The sequence below is a fragment of the Bacillus cereus group sp. MYBK108-1 genome, from assembly GCF_051917185.1.
Taxonomy (GTDB): domain Bacteria; phylum Bacillota; class Bacilli; order Bacillales; family Bacillaceae_G; genus Bacillus_A; species Bacillus_A cereus.
This window is the reverse complement of sequence record NZ_JBQAHZ010000052.1, coordinates 1-6,835: the sequence shown is the minus strand read 5'-3', so window position 1 is coordinate 6,835 and position 6,835 is coordinate 1. Positions and strand designations below refer to the sequence as shown.

Sequence of the window (6,835 nt, the reverse complement as noted above, 5' to 3'; positions counted from 1 at the left end):
CGTCAGGGTTTATTTGATATGCCTACTTTTATAAAAACTACAAAAGATAATAAAAAATTACATGAAAAAACCACATTTTGTTTGAAAATATCCCTTAAGTTGATGGATGTGTGGCGGCACCCCTATATGTATAAAAACATTTTAAAATTATTATATTTGCATTATACAAAATATAAACACTCTCTTTTCAGCACATTATAAAGTATTGCTACTAAAAACATTTATAATCCCTCCCATTTTTCATAACCGTTCCCTTCATACTTTACAAAAATAACACCACTTGTAAGATAGATGAATACAGTAAAAAGATACTATAATGTTTGACGTTTTAGGAGGAAATGATGAAAGCTGTTATTCTTGCTGGTGGATATGGTACTAGAATTGGGGAAGAAACACATTTAAAACCAAAACCTATGATTGAAATTGGCACAAAACCTATTCTTTGGCATATTATGAGCCTCTTCAGTCACTATGGTATTACGGAATTTATTATTTGTTTAGGTTATAAAGGTTATGCAATTAAAGAATTTTTTCTTAATTACAACTTACACACGTCAGATTTCACAATCCAATTATGTGACAACACAATAATTAGCCATTCACATCATGTAGAACCTTGGAAAGTCACACTTATTGATACAGGACAAAAAACAGAAACTGGTGGACGCATTAAAAGAATACAAAAGTACGTTGGGGACGAACCTTTTTTGCTTACTTATGGCGATGGAGTAAGCAATGTAAATCTACAAGAACTCATCAAATTTCATAAACAACATGGAAAAATGGCTACTGTAACCGCGGTTCAACCTCCCGGTAGATTTGGTTCTCTTATATTAAATGAGCAATCCGTTTTAGCATTTAAAGAAAAGCCTTTAGGCGACGGCGGTTGGGTGAATGGTGGATTCTTTGTTCTAAACCATGAAATTTTCAATTATATTAGCGGTGATACATCTGTTTTTGAAACTGATACTTTAGTTCAGCTAGTAAACAAACAAGAGCTTACTGCATATCAACATACAGGCTTTTGGCATCCTATGGACACACTACGTGACAAGAAAAAATTAGAGGAATTATGGGAAAGCAATCATGCTCCATGGAAGGTTTGGTAATATAATATGGTTACTACATCTTTTTGGCATAAAAAAAAAGTATTTATTACTGGGCATACAGGATTTAAAGGAACTTGGCTTACACTTTTTTTAATTTCTTTAGGTGCAGAAGTAATTGGGTACTCTTCTCATCCTCCATCAACTCCATACCTTTTTGAACAGTCTAACGCAGCAAAAGAATGTCATTCTGTAACCGGAGATATTACAGAGTATCCTCCCTTATTAAAAACGATCACGTATTATCAACCAGAAATTATTTTCCATTTAGCCGCTCAGCCATTAGTTACAACTTCATATAAAAATCCTATTGAGACATTTAAAACAAATGTTTTAGGTACTGTTCACGTATTAGAAGCAGCAAAGCACACGGAAAGTGTACGTGTCATTATTAACGTTACAAGTGATAAATGCTATGAAAATAATGGGACTGGAAATCGATCCTTTCATGAAAAGGATCGTCTTGGAGGACATGATCCATACAGCGCCAGTAAAGCCTGTGCAGAACTAGTCGCAACCTCTTATCATAAGTCCTTCTTTAACTCAAACAGTATTTCTATTCCAAAACTGGCTTCAGTAAGAGCTGGTAATGTCATTGGTGGCGGCGATTGGGCGGAAAATCGTCTGTTTCCGGATATTATTCGAGCTTATATCCACACCAATCATTTAAGTATTAGAAATCCAGATGCAATTCGCCCTTGGCAACATGTATTAGATCCTCTAAATGGTTATGTACGATTAGCTGAAAAACTTTGGAAAGATGCCAAATATGCAGCAGCATGGAATTTTGGACCAATTAATCAACCTCATATAACAGTAAATGAATTAATTCAAACAGTAATGAAGCTGTGGGATGAAAAATTGACAATACTCACTCCTACTAATAACACTCCTTACGAATCTCCTATTTTAACACTCAATAGTACGAAATCGGTAAAAGACTTAGAATGGGTTCCAAAATTATCAACTAAAAAATCCATAGCTTGGACTGTTGATTGGTATCTAAAATATATATCCGGTGAAAACATGGCATGGTTCACGCGACAACAAATCAATGCATTTAAAAAATTATAAAGGGGCTATAAAAATGTCGCATAAAAAATGTCGTTTCTGTCATTCATTACTGACAGATACTTTTTTAAATTTAGGTGTTTCTCCTCTCGCTAATTCATTTGTAGCTCCAGAAAACTTATATAAAATGGAACCTTTCTATCCATTGCATACGTTTGTTTGTAACAATTGCTTACTTGTGCAACTAGATGAATTCGAATCACCACAAAATATTTTTCATGACTATTTATACTTTAGTTCGTATTCATCTAGTTGGCTATTGCATGCGAAACAATACGTAGAAATGGCAATTAAACGTTTCAACTTAACCTCTCATTCGCAAGTTATTGAAATCGCGAGCAATGATGGTTACTTATTACAATACTTTCAACAAGGAAACATTCGTACATTAGGAATAGAACCAGCAAAAAATGTCGCGGAAGTCGCTATTCAAAAAGGGATCCCTACGAAAATAAGCTTTTTCAGTAATAATTTAGCAAAACAATTACGAGAGGAAAATCTACAGGCTGATTTAATTGTCGCTAATAACGTATTAGCTCACGTTCCTAACTTACACGATTTTATTGCCGGCTTAAAAACATTATTAAAGCCTGATGGTGTAATTACAATTGAATTCCCACATATATTAAACCTCATATCCTCTAAACAATTTGATACGATCTATCATGAACACTTTTCTTACTTCTCACTTCTATGTATTCAAAAGATTTTATTACACCATAACTTACAAGTTATAGACGTAGAAGAACTTTCTACACATGGCGGCTCCTTACGATTATTTATAAAGCATATAAATAAAAATATAAAAATCAGTTCAAACGTTACGAAATTACTTCAAAAAGAAACAGATCATGAACTGCATAAATTAGATTGCTATCTTCTTTTTTCTAAACAAGTAGAACAATTGAAAATAGATATCCTGAAATTTTTTATAGAGGCAAAATCTTTAAATAAACAAATTATCGGCTATGGCGCTCCAGCTAAAGGAAATACTCTTTTAAATTTTTGCGGAATTGGAAAAGAATTTCTTCCTTATACAGTAGATAAAAACCCTCATAAGCAAGGTTTTCACTTACCAGGAACTCGCATTCCAGTTAAATCCCCTGATAAAATTAAACAAACAAAACCTGATTATATTCTCATCTTACCTTGGAATTTAAAAGAAGAAATTATGGAGGAATGCTCCTTCATTCATGAATGGGGCGGGAAATTTTTAATTGTTATTCCGAAAGTAGAAGTGATCGAAGCATGAAGAAGATCCTTGTAACAGGAGGAAATGGCTGGATTGGTAAATACGTAGTAAGTTCATTAATACAAATGGGCTATGAAGTACACGCCACTTATAATAGAAATAAACCTTCTCACATTTTATGTCATTGGCATAAAGTAAACTTACTCAATAATGATGAAGTAAAAAAACTTATTCATCACATTAAAGTATCTCACCTCATTCATTTAGCGTGGGAAGCAGTTCCACCAAAATGTTATGAGTCCATCAATAACTATTATTGGCTACAATCGAGCATCTCATTAATTCAGCAGTTTGTAGCGCATGGTGGTTAGAGAATTGTCGTAGCTGGTACAGGTGCAGAGTACGAATGGATTAACGGTATATTATCTGAAGATTCTTCACTCCTTTCCTATAAAAATCCGTATTCATTATGTAACAACACTTTACGCTCTTGGCTACAATCTTATTCTGAGCAAACAGGACTCAGCATGTGCTGGGGAAGAATTTTTCATTTATACGGACCTTACGAACATGGCAATCGCCTTATTTCTAATATTATTACTTCATTATTAAAAAATAAGGAGGCTTTATGTACACATGGGAAACAACATCGAGACTTCCTTCATGTAAGCGATGTTGCAGATGCTCTTATTTCATTATTAAGCAGTGATGTAATAGGTACTGTAAATGTCGCTTCTGGTCATTCTATTCAAATTAAAGAACTAGCCTCTATTATCACAAAAAGAATAGGGAAAGAACATTTAATCAAATTAGGTGCTATTCCCTTCCCTAATAATGAACCTTTGTTTGTTGGCACGAATGTTCTACGGTTAAAAAATGAAGTACTTTGGGAACCAAAATACGATTTGAACTACCCCCACTTTCACTTCGTTTAGAAGTGAGGGATTCCTAAGTAAAGAGTTCTATCGAACTCTAATTGATTAGGCTAACCCCGCAGTCCTTGCGGTTAGAAGCCTTATCGCTTCATTCTTTAGATTGATACTTGCGTTAATATCCCTATCATGGTGTGTACGACAAGAAGGACAGTCCCATTTACGTAGGTTTAGATTTTTAACGTCTTTATTTTGATATCCACAACAAGAACATAATTGGCTGGAAGCAAATGTTTTCGATACGACAATGACTTGTTTGCCATACCATTTTGCTTTGTATTCTAACATGGTTCGAAACTGTGACCAAGATACCTCACTAATTGCTTTTGCTAACTTATGATTCTTTAACATATTCGATACTTGCAAATCCTCTATACCGATAACATCGTGGTTTTTGATGATTTCAGTTGAGGTTTTGTCCAAGTAATCTTTTCTAGCATTTGATATATATTCATGAATTCTAGCTACCTTTACTCGTTGTTTATTCCAGCGAGAAGATCCTTTCATTCTTCTAGAAAGAACATGCTGTGCTTTCACCAACTTATCTTCTAATCATCGGAAAAACTTCGGATTTTCATAGTGTGTTCCATCTGACAAAATAGCGAAATCTTTTAGTCCTACATCTATTCCAATGTAAGAATGTGTTTTCGGAAGTTCTTGTACTTCTGTTTCAACTAATAGTGACACAAAATATCTACCAGAAGGGTTCCGTCTAACTGTAGCATTTACAATACGCCCATCTACTTCGCGACTTTTGGCAAATCGAACAAGGCCTAGTTTCGGCAACTTTATTTTGTTCCCTACAACGGCAATGTTTTCATTTGTTTGTTTTGTGGTATACGATTGTACGTTGTTCTTCTTAGATTTAAAGCGCGTATAAGCATCCGCAAGGTTGCGAACAGACGACTGAATCGCAATACTATCCACTTCTTTTAGCCAAACAAGCTTTTTCTTCATGGCAGGTAGTTTGGCAGAGCATGTACCATAGGTCAAGCCTTTTCCTTTCTCTTTGTATGCGTGATCCCATAAGGATAGGAAATGATTGAATACAAAGCGAGAACACCCAATCGTTTTGTTGATTAGAATTGCTTGTGCTTGATTTGGATAGATACGAAACTTATAGGCCTTATTAATCATTATTTGATTCACCTCCATTTCGGTATATGACTATTATACACCAAACGTACATTCGATAGGTAGTAGAGTAACACTTTCTGTAAGTCGAACAATTAAGATGGCTTCCTGCCATCCCTTGTTCGAAGCCAATTCATCTCCCACCTACTCACTAGGCTGTGACCCTTCACGCTCCTTGAGGAAGGAGTCTTCTTGGCTAAAATGATAAATAAATTTATTTGGAGGGTATAAAAATCTAATCATAGATTTTTTTATTTTCATACATATATAATAGTTTAATTTTTCTAGGGATGTCTTATCTAGCTTAATGTACAAAAAAAGAATTCTCACTAATTTATATCAAGAAGAGAGGTGATTTTTTGATTACTAATCTCATTATTAATGGTGGATTTGAGAACGGAACACTTTTACCGTTTTTGACGGTGAATGCTTCTATTGATGGTACACATAGTCATTCTGGCCTTTTCAGTGCAAGTCTTTTTGGCGGAATAGGGAATGCTGTTATTGTACAAGAGGTACCTGTTTCCTCAAATCAAAGTTATGAACTGTTGGCTTCTCTTGCTAAAGTTGGAGAAGCTGCAAGCCCTACTATCTCGATTACAATTGCTTATTATGCAGGAGCAGTTATTCCAGCAAATTTTTTAGAATATGGTCTGACTATTATAATTCCAGCAGATCGTCTCCCAGATAATAGTCAAAATACTTGGTTGACAGTGTATCAAACTACTTCTTTAGCACCACCTACGGCTACCCAAGCCCTTGTATCTATTTTTAAGTTAGGGCAGATTGGAAGTCCCAATGTGGTTGTGGATGATATATCATTACTAGCATCGGAGCAATCAGGTGCAACTGGTCCTACCGGTGCAACTGGTCCTACTGGAGATACTGGTCCTACCGGTGCAACTGGTCCTACTGGAGATACTGGAGATACTGGTCCTACTGGAGATACTGGTCCTACCGGTGCAACTGGTCCTACTGGAGATACTGGTCCTACTGGAGATACTGGTCCTACTGGAGATACCGGTCCTACTGGAGATACCGGTCCTACTGGAGATACCGGTCCTACTGGAGATACTGGTCCTACTGGAGATACTGGTCCTACTGGAGATACCGGTCCTACTGGAGATACTGGTCCTACCGGTGCAACTGGTCCTACTGGAGATACTGGTCCTACTGGAGATACCGGTCCTACTGGAGATACTGGTCCTACCGGTGCAACTGGTCCTACTGGAGATACTGGTCCTACTGGAGATACTGGTCCTACTGGAGATACCGGTCCTACTGGAGATACTGGTCCTACTGGAGATACTGGTCCTACTGGAGATACCGGTCCTACTGGAGATACCGGTCCTACTGGAGATACCGGTCCTACTGGAGATACCGGTCCTACTGGAGATACT

At 36.3% G+C, this 6,835-nt stretch carries 5 protein-coding genes and 2 pseudogenes; 6 read left to right on the top strand and 1 reads right to left on the bottom strand.

Features of this window, described 5'->3' with window-relative positions; genetic code table 11:
• From ACTFSL_RS30960 to ACTFSL_RS30940, 5 genes and pseudogenes are all read left to right on the top strand, one after another.
• The coding region (locus ACTFSL_RS30960; RefSeq protein WP_440042953.1) for a hypothetical protein at positions 1-201 on the top strand (201 nt) is incomplete at its 5' end.
• 140 nt (positions 202-341) lie between these two features.
• Positions 342-1,109 (top strand): glucose-1-phosphate cytidylyltransferase, encoded by a 768-nt coding sequence (gene rfbF, locus ACTFSL_RS30955; RefSeq protein WP_063538572.1) that lies wholly within the window; start codon positions 342-344, stop codon positions 1,107-1,109.
• Positions 1,110-1,115: 6 nt separating this feature from the next.
• On the top strand, positions 1,116-2,180 hold the full coding sequence (gene rfbG, locus ACTFSL_RS30950; protein WP_063538570.1) for a CDP-glucose 4,6-dehydratase: 1,065 nt from the start codon (positions 1,116-1,118) through the stop codon (positions 2,178-2,180).
• A 13-nt stretch (positions 2,181-2,193) separates the two neighbouring features.
• Positions 2,194-3,429, top strand: coding sequence for a class I SAM-dependent methyltransferase (locus tag ACTFSL_RS30945; protein WP_063538995.1), 1,236 nt, complete (start codon positions 2,194-2,196; stop codon positions 3,427-3,429).
• Positions 3,426-4,304: pseudogene (locus tag ACTFSL_RS30940) on the top strand (NAD-dependent epimerase/dehydratase family protein). Before ACTFSL_RS30945 ends, ACTFSL_RS30940 begins: the two are co-directional and overlap by 4 nt.
• A 45-nt stretch (positions 4,305-4,349) precedes the next feature.
• Here the strand turns inward: ACTFSL_RS30940 and tnpB are convergent.
• Positions 4,350-5,438 (bottom strand): annotated as a pseudogene (gene tnpB / locus ACTFSL_RS30935) (IS200/IS605 family element RNA-guided endonuclease TnpB).
• Between the two features lie 356 nt (positions 5,439-5,794).
• Here tnpB and ACTFSL_RS30930 point away from each other — a divergent pair.
• On the top strand, positions 5,795-6,835 hold a 1,041-nt coding region (locus ACTFSL_RS30930; protein WP_440042950.1), incomplete at its 3' end, for an NTTRR-F1 domain.

What these genes read in the sequence shown, in the direction of transcription:
- rfbF (WP_063538572.1), top strand. Translation starts at nt 342, where the DNA reads ATGAAAGCTGTTATTCTTGCTGGTGGATATGGTACTAGAATTGGGGAA.
- rfbG (WP_063538570.1), top strand. Translation starts at nt 1,116, where the DNA reads ATGGTTACTACATCTTTTTGGCATAAAAAAAAAGTATTTATTACTGGG.
- ACTFSL_RS30945 (WP_063538995.1), top strand. Translation starts at nt 2,194, where the DNA reads ATGTCGCATAAAAAATGTCGTTTCTGTCATTCATTACTGACAGATACT.